This window comes from Microbacterium sp. SS28 (genome assembly GCF_022761035.1).
Classification (GTDB): domain Bacteria; phylum Actinomycetota; class Actinomycetes; order Actinomycetales; family Microbacteriaceae; genus Microbacterium.
Genome location: NZ_JAKWJP010000001.1, coordinates 1,074,379 through 1,091,231 on the forward strand (window position 1 = coordinate 1,074,379; position 16,853 = coordinate 1,091,231).

The 16,853-nt window shown below is 70.0% G+C and carries 15 protein-coding genes; 12 read left to right on the plus strand and 3 right to left on the minus strand.

Going from position 1 to position 16,853, the window contains the following annotated elements; translation table 11 throughout:
- Positions 1-29: 29 nt before the first annotated feature.
- Entirely contained in the window at positions 30-767 is a 738-nt protein-coding gene (locus MJ607_RS04910; protein WP_243074403.1) for a FadR/GntR family transcriptional regulator, read from the minus strand.
- Positions 768-883: 116 nt separating this feature from the next.
- Here MJ607_RS04910 and MJ607_RS04915 point away from each other — a divergent pair, with 116 nt between their 5' ends.
- From MJ607_RS04915 to MJ607_RS04955, 9 genes are all read left to right on the plus strand, one after another.
- Positions 884-2,269 carry an MFS transporter gene (locus tag MJ607_RS04915; protein ID WP_243074404.1) on the plus strand — a complete coding sequence of 462 codons (1,386 nt, stop codon included), beginning with the start codon at positions 884-886 and terminating at the stop codon, positions 2,267-2,269.
- The gene (locus MJ607_RS04920; RefSeq protein ID WP_243074405.1) at positions 2,266-4,011 is read left to right on the plus strand and encodes a dihydroxyacetone kinase family protein; all 1,746 of its coding nucleotides are present in this window, start codon (positions 2,266-2,268) and stop codon (positions 4,009-4,011) included. Before MJ607_RS04915 ends, MJ607_RS04920 begins: the two co-directional genes overlap by 4 nt.
- A gap of 3 nt (positions 4,012-4,014) precedes the next feature.
- The gene (locus tag MJ607_RS04925) at positions 4,015-4,485 is read left to right on the plus strand and encodes a ribose-5-phosphate isomerase (protein ID WP_243074406.1); all 471 of its coding nucleotides are present in this window, start codon (positions 4,015-4,017) and stop codon (positions 4,483-4,485) included.
- Complete coding sequence (locus tag MJ607_RS04930) at positions 4,485-5,249, plus strand: triose-phosphate isomerase family protein (protein WP_243074407.1); 765 nt, start codon at positions 4,485-4,487, stop codon at positions 5,247-5,249. The genes MJ607_RS04925 and MJ607_RS04930 overlap by 1 nt, the downstream gene beginning before the upstream one ends.
- On the plus strand, positions 5,246-6,040 hold the full coding sequence (locus tag MJ607_RS04935; protein WP_243074408.1) for a sugar phosphate isomerase/epimerase: 795 nt from the start codon (positions 5,246-5,248) through the stop codon (positions 6,038-6,040). Before MJ607_RS04930 ends, MJ607_RS04935 begins: the two co-directional genes overlap by 4 nt.
- A complete protein-coding gene (locus MJ607_RS04940; protein WP_243074409.1) occupies positions 6,037-6,900 on the plus strand; it encodes a phosphogluconate dehydrogenase C-terminal domain-containing protein in 864 nt (287 codons plus the stop codon). Before MJ607_RS04935 ends, MJ607_RS04940 begins: the two co-directional genes overlap by 4 nt.
- A gap of 28 nt (positions 6,901-6,928) precedes the next feature.
- Complete coding sequence (locus tag MJ607_RS04945; RefSeq protein ID WP_243074410.1) at positions 6,929-7,684, plus strand: SDR family NAD(P)-dependent oxidoreductase; 756 nt, start codon at positions 6,929-6,931, stop codon at positions 7,682-7,684.
- Between the two features lie 63 nt (positions 7,685-7,747).
- On the plus strand, positions 7,748-9,493 hold the full coding sequence (locus MJ607_RS04950; RefSeq protein WP_243074411.1) for a hypothetical protein: 1,746 nt from the start codon (positions 7,748-7,750) through the stop codon (positions 9,491-9,493).
- 60 nt (positions 9,494-9,553) lie between these two features.
- A complete protein-coding gene (locus tag MJ607_RS04955; protein WP_243074412.1) occupies positions 9,554-10,819 on the plus strand; it encodes a trehalase family glycosidase in 1,266 nt (421 codons plus the stop codon).
- A gap of 383 nt (positions 10,820-11,202) precedes the next feature.
- On the opposite strand, the gene MJ607_RS04960 is transcribed toward MJ607_RS04955, so the two are convergent.
- The gene (locus MJ607_RS04960; RefSeq protein WP_243074413.1) at positions 11,203-12,216 is read right to left on the minus strand and encodes a LacI family DNA-binding transcriptional regulator; all 1,014 of its coding nucleotides are present in this window, start codon (positions 12,214-12,216) and stop codon (positions 11,203-11,205) included.
- A gap of 223 nt (positions 12,217-12,439) precedes the next feature.
- On the opposite strand from MJ607_RS04960, the gene MJ607_RS04965 reads away from it, so the two are divergent.
- From MJ607_RS04965 to MJ607_RS04975, 3 genes are all read left to right on the plus strand, one after another.
- Positions 12,440-13,753, plus strand: a complete 1,314-nt coding sequence (locus MJ607_RS04965; RefSeq protein ID WP_243074414.1) for an ABC transporter substrate-binding protein — start codon at positions 12,440-12,442, stop codon at positions 13,751-13,753.
- A 92-nt stretch (positions 13,754-13,845) separates the two neighbouring features.
- Entirely contained in the window at positions 13,846-14,727 is an 882-nt protein-coding gene (locus MJ607_RS04970; protein ID WP_243074415.1) for a carbohydrate ABC transporter permease, read from the plus strand.
- 14 nt (positions 14,728-14,741) lie between these two features.
- Complete coding sequence (locus MJ607_RS04975) at positions 14,742-15,656, plus strand: carbohydrate ABC transporter permease (protein WP_243074416.1); 915 nt, start codon at positions 14,742-14,744, stop codon at positions 15,654-15,656.
- Positions 15,657-15,922: 266 nt separating this feature from the next.
- On the opposite strand, the gene MJ607_RS04980 is transcribed toward MJ607_RS04975, so the two are convergent.
- Positions 15,923-16,753 (minus strand): NAD(P)-dependent oxidoreductase, encoded by an 831-nt coding sequence (locus MJ607_RS04980; protein ID WP_243074417.1) that lies wholly within the window; start codon positions 16,751-16,753, stop codon positions 15,923-15,925.
- Between the last annotated feature and the right edge of the window lie 100 nt (positions 16,754-16,853).

Below are 16,853 nucleotides of genomic sequence, written 5' to 3' on the forward strand. Positions count from 1 at the left end.
GGCCCCGATCGACCGGGACGCCTGAGCGGTCAGCGCGAGGCTTCGGCGGCGACGCGCGCCGAGGCCGTCGCCATGTGCACCGCCATGGCCGAGGCCGAGGCGTCTTCGTCGCGGGCCTCGATCGCGCGGAAGACCGCGGCGTGTTCGTCGATGGCGGTGCGCGCGGCGTCCTCGTCGTGGACGGAGCGGTCGGCGTAGACCTGGAGCAGCGACCGCACGACGTGCAGCGTGTCGACGAGGATGTCGTTGCCGGCGGCCGCGGCGAGCGCGTCGTGGAACTCGAGGTCGGCCTTCGCGAAGGCCTTGAGCGCTCCGACGCTCTCGCGCATGCGATCAAGGCTCGCATCGATCCGCGCGAGGTCGGATGCCGCTGCTCGCCCCGCCGCGAGCCGCGCGACGTAGATCTCGAGGCCGGACCGCAGCTCGAGCAGCTCGGCGGTGTTGCGCTCGCCGATCAGCAGCCCCCAGCGGAGGGTCTGTGGCAGGAGCTCGCTCGCGTTGCCGCGCAGGTAGGTGCCCGAGCCCGGGCGCACGTCGACGATGCCGAGGATCTCGAGCGCGGCGAGCGCTTCGCGCACGGCGGAGCGACCGACGCCGAGTGTCGCGGCGAGCTGCCGCTCGGGAGGAAGCCGCGTGCCGGGGGCGATCGATCCGCCCGTGAAGAGGTCGAGCAGGCGGCGAGCGACCTCGGAGACCGGCGTGCCGGCGGGCAGCGCGCCGAGGGCTGCGGAGATCTCCGCCGAGCTGTCGCCGGGGTATGCGGGCATGGGGACAACCTACCGATATTTCTCACGGCCCGGTATTGCAATTGGTCAACCGGTTTGCCATACTGGCCGGACCCCAGAACGAACCTTCATCGTCGTCGATCGATTTCGGAGTCAACGTGGACCACACCCCAACTGCTGAGCGCGCCGACGTCGCGCGCTCCGCCATCCGCAAGGTGTCCTTGCGCCTCGTGCCGTTCGTGGCGCTGATGTTCTTCATCAACTACCTCGACCGCACCGCGATCGGCTTCGCCGCCCCCAACGGCATGAACGAGGATCTCGGGCTCAGCGCGGCTCAGTTCGGCTTCGCGTCGGGCGTCTTCTTCATCGGCTACATCCTGCTCGAGGTGCCCTCGAACCTGGCCCTGCACAAGTTCGGGGCGCGTCGCTGGCTCTCGCGCATCATGGTCAGCTGGGGCATCGTCGCGCTGCTGTTCACGTGGGTGCAGAACTTCGAGCAGCTCGTCGTGCTGCGCTTCCTCCTCGGCGTCGCCGAGGCCGGGTTCTTCCCTGGCGCGATCCTGTTCCTGAGCCTGTGGGTGCCCGCCCAGTACCGCAGCCGCATCCTCATGCTCTTCTACCTGGCCCAGCCCCTCACGACCGTCATCGGCGCCCCGCTCGCCGGCTGGCTCATCCAGCACGGCGGCGGCTTCCTCGGACTCGAGGGCTGGCGCTTCATGTTCTTCGGCGTCGCGATCCCCGCGATCGTCGTCGGAGTCATCGCGTGGTTCTACCTCAAGGACAAGCCGAAGGACGCCGGCTGGCTCACGACCGAGGAGCAGGACTGGCTCACGGAGTCCCTCGAGAGCGAGCGCAAGACGACCGAGGCCCGCGAGAACCACGTCTCGGTGCGCTTCGCCTTCAAGAGCGGCCGCGTGTGGGTGCTCTCGTTCATCTACTTCGGCTTCATCTACGGCCTGTACGCGCTCGCGTTCTTCCTCCCGACGATCATCGAGGGCTTCCAGGCGCAGACCGGCGTGACCTTCGACTTCTTCCAGAAGGGCCTCATCACGGCGATCCCGTACCTCCCCGCGGCGATCATCATGTACTTCTGGGCCCGCGACGCGTCCAAGCGCGGTCTCAAGACGTGGCACATCGCGATCCCCGCCCTCGTCGGCGGCGTCACCATCCCGATCGCCCTGTTCGCAGGATCCCCCGTCGCGACGATCGCCGTCATCACGATCACGGCATCCGCGATCTTTGCCGCCCTGCCCAACTTCTGGACCCTCCCGACGCGCTTCCTGACGGGCGCCGCGGCCGCGGCGGGTGTCGCGCTGATCAACACGATCGGCAACCTCGCGGGCTTCAGCGCCCCGTACATCACGGGCGCCGTGCACGACTGGACCGGGGGCTACGAAGTGCCGATGTTCATCGTCGGGTTCTTCATGCTCCTCTCCGCGGCGCTCATGCTGCTGCTCGCCCGCAGCAACCGCATCGCCCCGATCGAGCGCATCGTCGACGAAGGCACTGCCACGGCCGCACAGGACGGGAAGACGCGCCGATGACCCGTCTCTGGAACGAGCCGTCCGCGTTCGCGGACGAGATGATCGACGGCTTCGTCGCCGCGAACGGTCGGTACGTCCGCCGTGTGCAGGGCGGTGTCGCACGGTCGACGGTCTCGCCCGCGGGCCAGGTCGCTGTCGTGATCGGCGGCGGCTCGGGCCACTACCCCGCGTTCGGCGGGCTCGTAGGTCCCGGCCTCGCGCACGGAGCCGCGATGGGCAACCTCTTCGCCTCGCCGTCGACGCAGCAGATCCAGGCTGTCGCGAAGGCGGCCGAGGGCGGCGGCGGCGTGTTCTTCAGCTACGGCAACTACGCCGGCGACGTGCTCAACTTCGACGCGGCGCAGGAGAGGCTGCGCGCCGAGGGCATCGCGTGCGAGACCGTCGCGGTCACCGACGACATCTTCAGCGCGTCGCCCGCCGAGAAGCACAAGCGGCGCGGCATCGCGGGAGACCTCACGGTCTTCCGCGCCGCTGCGGCGGCCGCTGAGGCCGGCTACGACCTCGCCGAGGTGACCCGCGTCGCGCGCCTCGCGAATGAGCGCACCCGCTCGTTCGGGGTGGCGTTCACGGGGTGCACACTGCCCGGCGCCGAGCAGCCGCTCTTCAGCGTCCCGGAGGGGCGCATGGCGATCGGCCTCGGCATCCATGGCGAGCCCGGCATCGACGAGACCGACATCCCGACCGCCGACGGCCTCGCCGAGCTGCTTGTCGAGAAGCTCCTCGAAGAGCTGCCGGACGGCGTCGACACAGCGCAGGGTGCCCGCGTCGTTCCCGTCCTCAACGGACTCGGCTCGCTCAAGTACGAGGAGCTCTTCGTCGTCTATCGCCGCGTCGCGCAGCTGCTCGAGCAGGCGGGCATCGAGATCGTCGACCCGCACGTCGGCGAGTACTGCACGAGCTTCGACATGGCCGGCGTCTCGCTGACCCTGTTCTGGCTCGACGACGAGCTCGCGGGCCTGTGGGAGACCCCCGTCGACACCCCCGCGTACCGTCGCGGTTCGGTCGCGCCGCAGTCGCTGCGGGATGCCGCAGGCGACCCCGACGCGCTCGATGCGGGTGCGGCATCCGAGGTCCCCCCGACCGACGACGACTCACACGCCGCCGCCGCCACCGTCGTCGCCGTGGTCGAGACGATCGCAGAGACGATAGACACGCACGTCGACGAGCTCGGCCGCCTCGACTCCATCGCTGGCGACGGCGACCACGGCATCGGCATGCAGCGCGGCTCGCACGCGGCTCTCGACGCCGCCCGCGCGGCCTACGCCGCCGGCGCAGGAGCCGGCACGGTCCTCGAGCGTGCCGCCGACGGATGGTCCGACAAGGCCGGCGGCACGTCCGGCGCCCTGTGGGGCGTCATCCTGTCGTCCGTCGCCGGCGCGCTCGGCGACACGGGCCGCCCCTCGCGGGCCGCCGTCGCGACGGGTGTCGCCGCGGGACGCGCGGGAGTCATGGCGTACGGCAAGGCCGAGGTCGGCGACAAGACGCTCGTCGACGCGCTCGTCCCGTTCAGCGCGACCCTGACCGCGCAGATCGAGGGGGGCGCTCGCCTCGCCGACGCGTGGCGGGTCGCCGCCGACGCGACGACCCAGGCCGCCCTCGCGACCGCCGACCTGCTGCCCCGCATGGGCCGTGCGCGCACGCACGGCCAGAACAGCGTCGGCACCCCCGACCCGGGCGCCGTCTCGCTCGCCCTCATCGTGACCGCCGTCGCAGACCTCCTCGCGACGACCGAAAGGAACTGACCCATGGCTGAGCCCCTCCGCATCGTGATCGGCTGCGACGACGCCGGCTTCGACTACAAGGAGATCCTCCGCAAGGACCTCGAGCAGAACGCGGGCGTCGCGTCGGTCGTCGACGTCGGCGTCGGCGCCGACGGCCACACCCCCTACCCCCGCGTCGCGACGACGGCCGCCGAGCTCGTCGCCGCGGGCGACGCCGACCGCGCGCTGCTGATCTGCGGCACGGGCCTGGGCGTCGCGATCGCGGCCAACAAGGTGGCCGGCATCCGCGCCGTCACGGCGCACGACAGCTTCTCGGTCGAGCGCAGCGTGCTCTCCAACGACGCGCAGGTGCTCACGATGGGCCAGCGCGTCGTCGGCATCGAACTCGCCCGCCGCCTCGTCCGCGAGTGGCTCGAGTACCGCTTCGACCCCACATCGGCCTCGGCCGCGAAGGTCGCCGCCATCGACGAATACGAGCGGACCGGATCCTGCTGATGCCCCGCGCCGTCGTCGGAGTCAGCCTCAAGACCTACTTCGGTCACCAGCAGGCGATCGAGTGGTGCACGCGCGTCGCCGAGCGCGTGCGCACGCATGAGGCAGTGGCGTCCGGCGACGTGGAGTTCTTCATCATCCCGACCTACCTCGGCGTGCTGCCCGCGCTCGACGCGTTCGCGGGCACGCCCGTGCTCGTCGGCGCGCAGGACGTCTCGGCGTTCGAGCCCGGCGCCTACACGGGCGAGGTCACGGCCGCCGAGCTCGCCGAAGCAGGCGTCCGCGTCGCCGAGATCGGGCACGCCGAGCGTCGCCGGCTCTTCGGCGAGTCCGACGAAGTCGTCGCGGCCAAGGCGGCCGCTGCCCTGCGGCACGGCATCACGCCCGTGCTCTGCGTCGGCGAGTCAGCCCGGCTTTCGGGTCCGGATGCCGCTGCCGCGACCATCGCGCAGCTGCACGCCGACCTCACCGGGGCCCCCGAGGGCGCCGTCATCGTGGCGTACGAGCCGGTGTGGGCCATCGGCGCGCCCGAGCCCGCCCCCGCCGCGCACATCGCGTCCGTCACGCGCGCACTGCGGGCGGCGCTGGACGCACTCCCCGATCGCGCCGGCTCGGTCGTGATCTACGGCGGTTCCGCGGGACCCGGCCTGCTGACCGAGCTCGGCGATGCCGTCGACGGCCTCTTCCTCGGCCGCTTCGCCCACGACGTCGACAGTCTCGTCGCGGTGCTCGACGAGGCGGCCGCGCGCGCGGAGGCCCGCGCATGATCGGGCTCGGAACCTACGCGTTCTTCTGGCAGCACGAGGGCCGCGACGGCGAGCCGCTGTCGCTGCGCGGCGCGTTCGAGGCGACCAGCGAGCTCGGGGTCGACTTGTTCCAGATCTGCGACTACGCGCCCCTCGACGCCATGACCGACGCCGAGGTCGAAGGCGCGGCCGCCGCCGCACGCGAGCTGGGGCTCACGATCCAGCTCGGCACGAAGGGCATCGAGCCCGAGCGCCTCGCGCGCTACCTGCGCCTCGCGGAGGCCTTCGACGCGCGCCTCGTCCGCAGCATGCTGTACGGCCCCGACTCGCGGCCGACGCTGGCAGAGGCATCCGTCTTCCTGCGCGAAGTGCTCCCTGCCTACGAAGCCGCCGGCGTGACCCTCGCCCTCGAGACGTACGAGCAGGTTGCGACCGCCGATCTCGTCGCCCTCGTCGCGTCGTTCGGCAGCCCGCAGCTCGGCATCTGCCTCGATCCCGCCAACGTCGTCGCGCGCCTCGAGCTGCCCCGCGACTGCGTCGAGCTGACCGCCGACGTCGTCGCGAACATCCACGTCAAGGACTTCGCCTTCGCGCGCCAGCCGGGCTGGGTGGGCTTCACCTACAGCGGCGCGCGCATGGGCGACGGCCTGCACGACTACGCCCACCTGCTCGAGACCGTCCGTCCGCGCGAGCGCGGCATCGACGAGATCGTCGAGCACTGGCTGCCCTGGCAGGGCGACCCCGAGACCACCATCCGAACCGAGCGGGAATGGACCCGCGCCACACTCGAGCACCTGAGGAGCACATCATGAGCACGACCGCAGAGACGTACAAGATCGCCGTCGTCGGCGCCGGCGGGAAGATGGGGATGCGCGTCTCCAACAACCTCGCCAAGACCGGTCACGACGTGAAGTACGTCGAGAACTCCCCCGCCGGCCAGCAGCGCACGATCGACGCGGGTCGTGAGCTGACGGATGCCTCGGCCGCCGTCGCGGACGCCGACATCGTCGTCCTCGCGGTCCCCGATCTCGCCCTCGGCCCCGTCACGGCCGACCTCGTCCCGCAGCTGCGCGCCGGCGCGATCGTCCTGACGCTCGACCCCGCCGCCGCCTACGCGGGCCTCCTCACGACCCGCGAGGACGTCATCCAGGCCGTCGCGCACCCGTGCCACCCGTCGATCTTCCTGCAGCGCCAGACGCCCGAGGAGTGGGCCGACACGTTCGGCGGCATCGCCGCCCCCCAGGACGCGATCGCCGCGATCGAGTCCGACGACCCCGCCAAGCAGGCGATCGTCGAGGCGACCGTCCGCGCGATCTACGCCCCGATCATCGACGTGCACTGGGTCACGATCAAGCAGCTCGCGCAGCTCGAGCCGACCCTCGTCGAGACCGTCGCGTGCATGATCGGCGCCCTCCTCAACGAGGCGCTGCAGGAGGCCGTCGACACGATGGGCGTTCCCGAGGCGGCGGCGCGCAGCATCCTGTACGGCCACACCCAGGTGGCCCTCGCGAACGGCCTGCGCGGCGACAACCCGTTCAGCGACGCGTGCCTCATCGCGATGGACTACGGCCGCGAGAGCATCATCAAGGACGACTGGAAGAAGATCTTCCAGGACGACGAGCTCGACAAGAACCTCGCGCGCATGCTCCACCTCGATCACATCGAGCGCTGACAGCGCCCGCGGCCGAAAGGAATAGACAGTGGGACAGCTCGAAGGCAAGACCGCGCTCGTCACGGGCGGCGCGCTGGGCATCGGCCTCGCCGTCGCGACCCGCTTCGCCCGCGAGGGCGCCCGCGTCGTGCTCGCCGACCGCAACGGCGAGGGTGCGGCGAAAGCCGCAGCCGACATCGGCGACAACGCCCGCGCCGTGACGATGGACATCTCGGACGAATCCGCGGTCGAGGCCGCCTTCGCCGAGCTCGAGGCGGCCGGCTGGGCGCCCGACGTCGTCGTCGCGAACGCCGGCGTGCAGCTGTTCGGCCAGGACGCCCAGGCGGCCGACCTCGACCTCGACGTCTGGAAGCGCACGATCGACATCAACCTGACGGGCACGTTCCTGACGGTCAAGCACGCGGTGCGCTCGATGCTGCCGCGCGGCGGCGGGTCGATCATCCTCACCGGCAGCCCCACGGGGGTCAACGGCGAGGGCAAGGACTTCACGGCGTACAGCGCCTCGAAGGCCGGCATCCACGGCCTCGGCCGCACCGTCGCCGCGGCATATGCCTCGAAGGGCATCCGCGTCAACACGGTCCAGCCCGCGTACACCGAGACGCCGCTCGTGGCCGCGATCAGCGAAGACCCCGAGTCGCGCGCCGCGATCATCAGCCGCATCCCGATCGGCCGCGCCGGCACCCCCGACGACGTCGCGGGCATCATGGTCTACCTGGCGAGCGAGGACGGCGCCTTCGCGACGGGCGCCCTGTTCGCCGTCGACGGCGGGATGACGACCCTCTAGAGCCGCGTGGCCGGTTTCGCCGCGCCCGGGCGTGTTGCGACCGGCATCGCGAGGATGGAACACATGACCGACATCTGGCACGGATCGCACAGCCCGTCCCGCTTCTGGCGGGGCGGGCTCTGGGCGCTCGAGCTGCGCGACGACGAGCTCGCCGACCTGACGTACGACGGGCGGCGCGTGCTGCGCAGCGTCCGCGCCGTCGTGCGGGACCGCGACTGGAACACGGCCGGCTGGGTCGTCGAGCAGGTCGCCGAGACCGACACGTCCCTCGAGCTGCTGCTGCACACCGAGGGGCACGGCGCCGAGCTGCGCGCGACCGTGCGCGTCGACGTCGCGGACGACCTGCTCGTCGTGAGCTTCGACGCCGTCTCGACGACCGACTTCGAGACGAACCGCACGGGACTCGTCGTGCTGCACCCGCCGCAGGTCGCGGGCGCCGACCTCGCCGTGACCTCCTCCGACGGGGCGGCCCGGGCCTCCGCCTTCCCGCGCGACATCAGTCCGCACCAGCCCGCCTTCGACATCGCGGGCCTCGCGTGGACCGATGACGGCCTCGACATCGATGTGCGCTTCACGGGCGACGTGTTCGAGATGGAGGACCAGCGCAACTGGACGGATGCCTCGTTCAAGACCTACAGCAGGCCGCTCGCGCTGCCCTTCCCCTACGCGCTGCCGGCAGGCTCAGGTGTGCGGCAGTCGATCGCGGTGCGCGTCGCGCCCCGCGCGGCGGCGGCCGAGGGGCCCGACCGGGACCTTCTCGAGCTCACCGACACGGGGTCCGCGTTCCCGGCCCTCGTCGTCGGGGCCTCGACGGCACCCGACCCCGCACCCGCCGCCGTGCCGATCGGGAGGACGCTCCTCGTCGAGCTCGACCTCGCGGCCCCGAACCGGCGCGCGGCGCTCGCGCGGGCCGCGGCATCCGGTCTCCCTCTCGACGTGCGGATCGTGCTCGACTCCGCCGACCAGGACGATCCCGCGGACCCCGCTGCGCTCGGCGAGCTCGTCGCGGCGCTCGTGGGCCTGCCCGTCGTGCGGATCGGCGCATTCGCCCCCGACACCCACGTGACCGACGACGCGGTCGCCGCTGCGCTGCGCGCGGCGCTCGCGGACGCGGGCCTCGAGCTGCCCGTCGTCGGCGGCGCGCGCTCGCACTTCACGGAGCTCAACCGCGAGCGGTCGCGCATCCCGGACGACCTCGACGGGATCGTGTTCAGCGTCACGCCGCTCTTCCACAGCCTCACGAGCGAGCAGCTCGTCGAGTCCGTCGCGATGCAGCGACTCGTCGCGCAGCAGGCCGTGACGCTCGCGGGCGACGCGCTCGTGCACATCGGCCCCGTGACGCTGCGCCCCCGGTTCAACGACGTCGCGACAGTCCGGCCGCCGCTTCCCCGCGACACCGACCTCGCGCACGGATACGGCGCACAGCACGCGGATGCCGACGATGACAGACAGGATGCTCCGCAGCTGGCCGCCTGGACCATCGCGAGCGCCGCAGCCCTTGCCGTCCCGGGCGTCGCGAGCATCGCGTACTTCGAGGAGTGGGGACCCCGCGGCGCCGTCTCCGCCGCGGGAGCCGACCGCCCGGTCGCTGCCGCCCTCCGCGCCCTCGCAGCCCTCGCGGGCGCACGGCTGCTGTCGGCGACGAGCCCCGACGGGCTCGTGTGGGCCGTCGGGGGCGACTCCGCCCACGCGCGCACGGTGCTCGTCGCGAACCTCGACACCAGGGTCCGCGATCTCACGGTCACCGTCGACGGCGTCGTGCACGCGGCATCCGTCCCCGCCGAAGGCTGGATCGCGCTGAAAGCCTGACCCTGCGTGCACGCCCCCACGCGGGACCGCGCACGACCCGACCCTCACACAGGAGTGAAGATGCACGAACGCTGGTCCCGCCTGCTCGAGGAGTACATCCTCGAGAGCGCCGAACAGATGACCCGCGAGCCCGAGGGGATCCTCGCGCACCCGTACACGGTGCCGAGCAGCCCCGGCTCGCCCTACTACTCCAGCGCCCTGTGGGACTGGGACTCGTGGACGATCAGCATCGCGCTCAGCCAGGTCGAGGCCGACACCGGCCAGCAGGGCCGCTTCTTCGAGTACGAGCGCGGCAGCATCCTGAACTTCCTCGATCACACCGACGAGGACGGCGTCATGCCGATCCAGCTGAGCCCGACGGGGTCGCTCACGCACGGCGACGCGAGCCGCGCGGGCGGCTTCGCGCAGAACATGCACAAGCCTGTCCTCGCGCAGCACGCCGCGATGCTCGCGCAGCGCCGCGGCGACGTCGACTGGGTCGCACCGCAGCTCGAGACGATCGGCCGGTTCGTCGACCGCTACCTCGAGAGCCACATGCACCCCGAAACGGGGCTCGCCTACTGGCAGACCGACTTCGCGGTCGGCGTCGACAACGACCCGTCCGTGTACTACCGGCCCGACCGCAGCACGGCCTCGATCTACCTCAACAGCCTCCTGTACCGCGAGCTGCTCGCCTACGGCTACCTGCTCGAGCGCTCGGGGGACGCGCCCGCCGCGAACGCGGCCCGCGGCACGGCGCAGGACCTCGCCGACGCCCTCACGCGCCACGCGTGGGACGAGCGAGACGGCACGTTCTACAGCGTCGACCTCGGCCTGCGCCCCATCGACCCCGAGGACTGGCTGCACCGCGGAGCCCCACGCCGATGGGACTCGCTGCTGCTGCGCGTCGACAACTGGTCGAGCTTCCTTCCGCTGTGGGCCGGATTCGCGTCGCAGGAGCAGGCCGAGCGCATGGTCGCGCGCTACCGCGACACGCGCACGTTCCAGGCGAACTACGGCGTGCGCACCCTGTCGCGGCTCGAGAAGGCGTACGACCTGCGCGCCTCGAACAACCCGTCGAACTGGCTCGGGCCGATCTGGGGAATCAGCAACTACCTCGTGTTCCGGGGTCTGCTCAAGTACGGATTCGCGGATGACGCGGCCGAGCTCGCCGAGAAGACCATCCGCCTCTTCGGCCAGGACCTCGAGACCAACGGATCGCTGCACGAGTACTACCACCCGGACAGCGGCGAGCCGATCATCACGCACGGCTTCCAGAACTGGAACTTCCTCGTGCTCAACATGATCGCCCACCTCGACGGACGCCGGACGGCGGCCGAGTTCTAGGCGACGGATGCCGCGGCTCGCGCCTGCGGGCGGCGCGGGGCGCGGAATCCGTCCTCGCCAGATCGGACGAATGCAGCTCATTCGGACGAACTCGCCGGCAGGATCCGAACCTCGTGGAATGGTCCGAGGTTCGCGCGGGTCGCGCCTGCGGGCGGCGCGGGGCGCGGCATCCGTCCTCGCCAGATCGGACGAATGCAGCTCATTCGGACGAACTCGCCGGCAGGATCCGAACCTCGTGGAATGGTCCGAGGTTCGCGCGGGTCGCGCCTGCGGGCGGCGCGGGGCGCGGCATCCGTCCTCGCCAGATCGGACGAATGCAGCTCATTCGGACGAACTCGCCGGCAGGATCCGAACCTCGTGGAATGGTCCGAAGTTCGCGCGGGTCAGGTTCGCGCGAAGCCCTGTGTGCTGGCGCGGACGACGAGGTCGGGCCGGAAGATCCGGTGCGGCTCGGCCACGCGGCGCCCCTCGATCGCGTCGAAGAGCAGGTCGACGACCGCGACGCCGAAGCCCTCGTGGCGTCCGCGCACGGTAGTGAGGGGGATGAGGGACCCTTCGGCGAACTCGTTGTCGTCGAAGCCCACGATCGCGAGGTCGCGGGGCACCGCGACGCCGCCCAGCACGAGCGCCTGCAGGATGCCGAGCGCGAGCAGGTCGTTGGCGGCGAAGATGCCGTCGGGGCGCTGCTCCGGTGCTCGCTCGAGGAGCATCCGGCCGACGGCGTGTCCCCCGCGCACGGTGCGGTCGGGTTCGTCGATGATCTCGAGCGTCGCGCTCGCGGCGCGGATGTGCTCGCTCGCACCCGCGAGCCGGTCGGCGACCTGCGGGATGCCGATGGGGCCTCCGACGAAGCAGATGCGGCGGCATCCGATCTCGACGAGATGCGCGCCCACCTGCTCCCCGCCCGAGAAGTCGTCGAGCGAGACGGACGGCTGCTCGTCCGAGATGGCGCGCTGGCCCACGAGGACGGACGGCGTGCCGCGCCGGCGGATGTGCGCGAGGCGGTCCTCGATGGGCAGGTGCGACGAGACGAGCAGCCCCTGCACCTGGTGCTGCTCGAAGACGGCGAGGTAGGCGTCCTCGCGCTCGCGGCTGCGGTGCGAGTTGGCGAGGAAGACCGTGACGCCGCGCTCGTCGGCGCGCCGCTCCACGCTCTCGGCGATCTCGGCGAAGTAGGGGTTGCTCACGTCGGGGGCGACGTAGCCGATGACGCTCGAGACGCCGAGCCGGAGCTGGCGGCCCGCGTTGCTCGGGACGAATCCGATCTCGTCGATCGCGGACTGGATGCGCCGGGCCTTGTCATCCGACACGCGATCGGGGTGATTGAGGTAGTTCGACACGGTGCCGACCGCGACACCCGCGAGCTCCGCGACTCCGCGGATCCCGGTCTTGGCCATCGCCGGCTCCTTTGATCGCGGTTGAACAGCACTGTACAGGACCGCTCCGCCGGCGCCAGTCGGTTTCGGAACGTTTCAAACAGCTTGCTCCCCAAGCGCGGCGCCGTTCCAGATCGTTACCCTGTTGTGACGTTTCAAAAGATGCTTGACACGGTTCGCATGGCGACCTAGCATCCATCTTGAAACGTCTCAAAGGAGACGACCCACTTTTCAAGGAGGAATTGTGTCCACAGCAGAACGACGGCGTCTGCGGAAGCCGATCATCGGCACTGCGGTCCTGCTGGGTGTCGGCGCGCTCGTGCTCGCGGGGTGTGCGGGCGGCGGATCCGGCGGCGGCGACGAGCCCAGCAGCTTCGAGTTCCTCAAGAACGCCGAGAACACCACGACCGAGCCGATCCTCCAGGCGCTCGCCGACGGAGAGTGCACCGACGAGAACGAGGCACTGCCGCTCGAGGTCAGCTCCATCCCCCAGGCAGAGCTCGACGCGCAGATCCAGCTGCTCGCGACGCAGGATGGCCTGCCCCCCATGTTCTCCGCCGGCGGCAACCCCGCCGAAGGCGCGAAGCTCGCCGACAACGGCTACCTCGTCGACTTCGACAAGGCCCTCACCGAGCTCGGCGTGCGCGACAAGGTCGCCGAAGGCGCCGTGTCGACGATCAAGAAGCTGTACGGCGGCGAGTTCACGTTCTTGCCGTACCAGTACAACATCGAGGGCATCTTCTACAACAAGGCGATCTTCGAGGAGAACGGCTGGGAGGTCCCCGAGACGTGGGACGACCTGCTGACCGTCGCGGGCGAGGCCAAGGCCGCCGGACTCACGCCGTTCGCGGCATCCGGTGAGCAGGGCTGGCCCCTCACGCGTCTCGTGAGCGGCTACCTGTTCCGCACGCTCGGCGCCGACGCGCTCGAGAAGGTGCGCGACGGCGACGCCAAGCTGACCGACCCCGAGTACGTCGCAGCCGCGCAGGCGATCGCCGACCTCGGCGCGCAGGGCTACTTCGGCGACAACGTCGCGTCGCTCGACTACGACGCCGCCAGCAACGAGTTCCTCACGGGCAAGGCCGCCATGATCTACATGGGCAGCTGGCTGCTGGGCAACATCAACGGCGACGGCAACCAGATCGGCGCCGACAACGTCGGGTTCTTCAAGTACCCGGCAGTCGAGGGCGGCAAGGGCTCGATCGACGAGTACCCGTCGAACGTCGGCCTGCCGGCGACCTTCAGCGCCAAGGCGTACTCGGCCGAGAACGGCGTGGGCGACTGGCTCAAGTGCATCACCGCCAACTACGGCAACGAGGCGCTCAAGCAGGGCCAGATCACCGGCTTCATCGCCGATGAAGAAGTCGAGCTGCCCGCCATCTCGCAAACGATCGCCGACGAGATCGCCGGAGCGAGCGACAGCGTGCTGTGGTTCGAGGCGCTCTTCAACGCGAAGGCGTCGAGCGTCTCTTCGACCAACGCGGCCCTGCTCGTGACGGGCCAGCTCACGGCGGAGGAGTTCATGAAGCTCGTCCAGGACGCGCTGGACGCAGGCTGATCCGCACGCCCCGGTGCGCCTGGCCTCAGGCGCACCGGGGCGTCATCCTGTCACCGACTCCCCCGTCCGATCATCCGAAAGGCCGCCGCCAAATGAAGTCCGTCCTGGGCGACCGCAAGGCGATCACGCTGCTGCTGACGCCGGCACTGCTCGTCTACACCCTGATCATCCTCGTGCCCGTCATCTGGTCGTTCGGCCTCACGTTCTTCACCGGGAGCGTCCTGACCGGCTTCGAGTTCACGGGCCTCAAGAACTTCCAGCGGCTCTTCACCGACCCGTACGTGTGGGACGCGTTCTGGTTCACGATGAAGTACGCGTTCCTCATGACGCTCCTGCAGGTCGTACTCGGCTACGGCCTGGCCCTGCTGTACCAGTTCGTGCTCCGCAAGTCCTCCGTCGTCGTGCGCACCTTCGTCTTCTTCCCCGTCGTGCTGCCGACCGTCGCGATCGCTCTGCTGTACCAGAAGCTCTTCCAGTCGGCCCCGAGCGACGGTCTCGTCAACGAGCTGCTCGTCAACGTGGGCCTCGACTCGGTCGACTGGCTCGGATCGGGCACGACGGCGTTCTTCGTCATCGTCATCATGGACGTCTGGCGCTCCGTCGGCTTCTACGGCGTGCTCATCTTCTCGGGTCTGCTCGACATCCCCGACGACATCATCGAGTCGGCGCGCATCGACGGCGCCAAGACGTTCAAGCTCTTCCGCCACATCATCCTGCCGATGTCGCTGCCGATCCTGTTCGCGTCGTTCATCTTCAGCATCAACGGCACGATCAAGGTGTTCGACTCGGTCTTCGCCCTCACCGGCGGCGGGCCCGGCAACTCGACGACGCCGCTGACGCTGTACATGTACCGCACGGCGTTCCAGTTCAGCGACTTCGGCTACGGGTCCACGATCGCGCTGCTGCTGACGATCATGTGCCTCATCGTGACCCTGCTCATCTTCCGCTCGTCGCGACGCGACAACACCGTCTGAGGGGAAACGCGACCATGACTTCGACAATCGATCCTCAGACCTCCGCGGTCCACACTCCCCGTGCCTTCGAGCCGCATCGCACGGGCCCCGCGGGGGCGCTGCTGCACGTCCTGCGCCGCATCCCGACCTGGCTCACCATCGCGGTGCTGCTGGTCATCTTCATCTATCCGCTGTTCTGGATGGTCATCAACTCGTTCAAGTCGAACAGCGACTTCCTCAACAACCCCTCCTACGCCCTCCCGGTCGTATGGGAGTGGGAGAACTACGTCATCGCGTGGGAGACGGGCAACCTCGCCACGACGATCACGAACTCGCTCATCGTCACGGTGCCCTCGCTCGTGTTCATCGTGCTGCTCGGCACTGCGGCGGGCTTCGCGCTCGAGGTGCTCGTGTTCAAGGGTCGCGGCACCGTCCTGCTGCTCTTCCTCGCGGGCATCATGATCCCGGGCCAGATGATCGTCCTGCCGCTGTTCAACACGTTCTTCCAGCTCGGCATCAACAACTCGTACCTGCCGATGATCCTCATCTACACCGCGGCGGGGCTGCCGCTGACGGTGTTCATGATGGCGACGTACTTCCGCGCGATCCCCCGCGAGATCTTCGAGGCCGCGACGATCGACGGAGCGTCCATGACGCGCGCGTTCTTCGCGATCGGCTTCCCGATGATGCGCAACGCCGTCATCACCGTCGCGATCGTGCAGTTCTTCCTCATCTGGAACGACCTGCTCATCGCCCTGATCTTCGGCGGCAAGCGCAGCCTCAACACGATCCAGGTCGGTCTGCTCAACTTCTCCGGCGAGTACGGCGCGATCAACTACGGGCCCCTGTTCGCCGCGATCTGCATCACGACGTTCGGCATCCTGATCCTCTACCTGTTCCTCAACCAGCGGATCATGAAGGGTCTCGCCGCCGGAGCGGTCAAGGGATGAGCGTGACGGAGGGGCGGCGGGTGCTGCATCCGCCGCCCCTCGAACTTCGGACCATTGCGCGAGATTCGGATCCCCTCGCCGAGATCATCCGAATATGCTGCACCGGCCCGATCCAGCGCAGACGGATGCCGCGTCCCACACCCCACGAACTTCGGACCATTGCGCGAGATTCGGATCGCCTCGCCGAAACAATCCGAATGAGCTGCGCTCGCCCGACACGGCGGGGACGGATGCCGCATACCGCCGCCGCACGGCGGGCGGGCCGGTCAGCGCCAGTCGTGGCGTGCGACGAAGCCGAGGCGCTCGCGCAGCTTGCGCGTCGAGACGAGCGACTCGAACTCCCCCAGGTCGGCGGCGACGGGAGTGCCGGGGAACCAGCGCTCCGCGAGCGCGCGCGACGGGATCGACAGCCCCGACTCGGGCGCCGCGACGTTGTACACCTCGAAGCCCGGTCGGGCGGCCTCGAGCGCGAGGGCCACGACCTCGGCACCGTCGCGGGCGTCGATCCACGTGCCGATGAGGTCGCGGCGGTAGTCGGGGTCGCCGGCGCGATCGAAGGTCGCGTACTCGGTCTCGTCGACGACGTTGGTGAAGCGCAGCGCCGTGATCGAGGCATCCGGATGCCACGTCACGAGCTGTCCCGCCATCGCCTCTTCGACGACCTTGCCGAGCCCGTACGTGTTGTTCGCCTGCGTGTACGACTCGTCGACGGGGAGCGCGGGCGGCGCGACGTCGAAGGGGAAGCCCATCGCCGTGATGCTCGAGGCCGCGACGATCGTGCGGATGCCGACGCGGTGCGCCGCGAACAGGACGTGGAAGCTGACGCTGAGGTTGTTGTCGAACGTCGCGGCGTCGGGCACGAGGCCGTTGACGGGGAGCGCCGCGAGATGCACGAGCGCATCGAGGCCCTCGTGCCGCGCCGTCACACCCAGGAAGGCGTCGAGCGTCTGGCCGTAGTCGGTGAAGTCGACGCGGACGAATCCGGGGCCGGCGGGCCCCGCAAGATCGAAGCCGACGACGTCGTGGCCGCGCTCGCGCAGCGCCGCGACCGTCGCTCGTCCGAGCTTCCCGCCGCTTCCCGTGACACCGATGATCATGGCTTCCTCCGAGTCCGCGCCACCGTACCGCGCCGCGCGCTCCGATGCCGCTTTGAAACGTCACAACTTCATTGTCTCCGTCGTTGCAAGTCGACTATAG